The organism is Vibrio sp. 10N.222.48.A3 (genome assembly GCF_041475345.1).
GTDB lineage: Bacteria > Pseudomonadota > Gammaproteobacteria > Enterobacterales > Vibrionaceae > Vibrio > Vibrio tasmaniensis_A.
Genome location: NZ_JBFRVX010000973.1, coordinates 1 through 1,239, shown reverse-complemented (window position 1 = coordinate 1,239; position 1,239 = coordinate 1). Strand labels below are relative to the sequence as shown.

Here is a 1,239-nt window from a genome sequence, read left to right as displayed (position 1 = left end):
TAGTATCGCATTTTCATTACTCTACGAAAGAGATAATGGAGGCGCCTCCCGGAGTCGAACCGAGGTCCACGGATTTGCAATCCGCTGCATAGCCACTCTGCCAAGGCGCCTTAGTAACTCCAATCGAATCGCTTATTGCCATCCTCTTGGGTACGGGATGCATTCTACGGATTCGAGCGTTTGAGTCAATATTATTTTTGTATTTTTAATTCGTTTGAATAGATTTTATACGAAACAGGCTAAATAGCTGACTTTGTGTGCAAAGCACTTTGTGGACAGGCTATTCAAAGGAGATCTATATCACATTAGATATCCACTATTGATAATTTAACCTTAGGTTAAAGATCAAAAAAGCGAGCCTCAGCTCGCTTCTTCATCAATGGTGTTTTTCGTCTAACAAATCATCTTTGGCGGCCATCAAGTATTGCGCCATTGACCAGTAAGTAAGAACGGTTGCAACATAGAGTGCAATGTAACCCACCCAAACCATCCAGTCGTCGTATCGCCAGATAAGTACCCAAAGAGCGAACATCTGAGAAACGGTTTTCACTTTACCAACCCAAGATACCGCAACGCTTGCACGTTTGCCGATTTCAGCCATCCATTCACGAAGCGCCGAGATGATAATTTCACGACCAATCATGGTCACCGCGGGAATAGTCACCCAGATCGAGTGATAGTGCTCGGTAACTAAGATAAGAGCAGTAGCAACGAGCACTTTATCCGCCACGGGGTCAATAAAGGCACCAAAGCGAGACGTTTGTCCTAGTTTACGAGCCAGCATGCCATCTAGCCAGTCAGTAAAACCCGCTACCCAAAACACCATTGCAGCAGCAAAAGGAGCCCATTCATAAGGTAGGTAAAAAACAACAACGAATACTGGGATTAAAAATAGTCTCAGTAAGGACAAAATGTTAGGTATATTCAAACGCATATTATTAGGCTCTTATCAATTGCGCTTTAATGGTGCGGGATTTTTACTATTGTTTCAATGCTTGATAAATGTTTTCTGCCAAAGAATGACTAATGCCCGGCACTTTGGCTATTTCTTCGACAGTTGCGCGCTTAAGTTCTTGTAAGCCACCCATATATTTCAACAAAGATTGACGACGCTTAGGCCCTACCCCTTCAATTCCTTCAAGTGCACTGGTTCTACGCGTTTTACCACGTTTTGCTCTGTGCCCGGCAATAGCATGATTATGGCTTTCGTCACGAATATGTTGGATAAGGTGTAGCGCT

2 protein-coding genes and 1 tRNA gene are annotated in these 1,239 nt (G+C 43.6%); all 3 read right to left on the bottom strand.

Annotated elements, in window-relative coordinates; translation table 11 throughout:
* Positions 1–36: 36 nt before the first annotated feature.
* Positions 37–110: transfer RNA gene (locus tag AB4653_RS22635), tRNA-Cys, on the bottom strand.
* Between the two features lie 266 nt (positions 111–376).
* Positions 377–934 (bottom strand): CDP-diacylglycerol--glycerol-3-phosphate 3-phosphatidyltransferase, encoded by a 558-nt coding sequence (pgsA, locus tag AB4653_RS22630; RefSeq protein WP_012604331.1) that lies wholly within the window; start codon positions 932–934, stop codon positions 377–379.
* 46 nt (positions 935–980) lie between these two features.
* On the bottom strand, positions 981–1,239 hold a 259-nt coding region (locus AB4653_RS22625), incomplete at its 5' end, for a helix-hairpin-helix domain-containing protein (RefSeq protein WP_372105382.1).

Excerpts from the sequence above, each read along its gene's own strand:
- pgsA (WP_012604331.1), bottom strand. The coding sequence starts at position 934 with ATGCGTTTGAATATACCTAACATTTTGTCCTTACTGAGACTATTTTTA.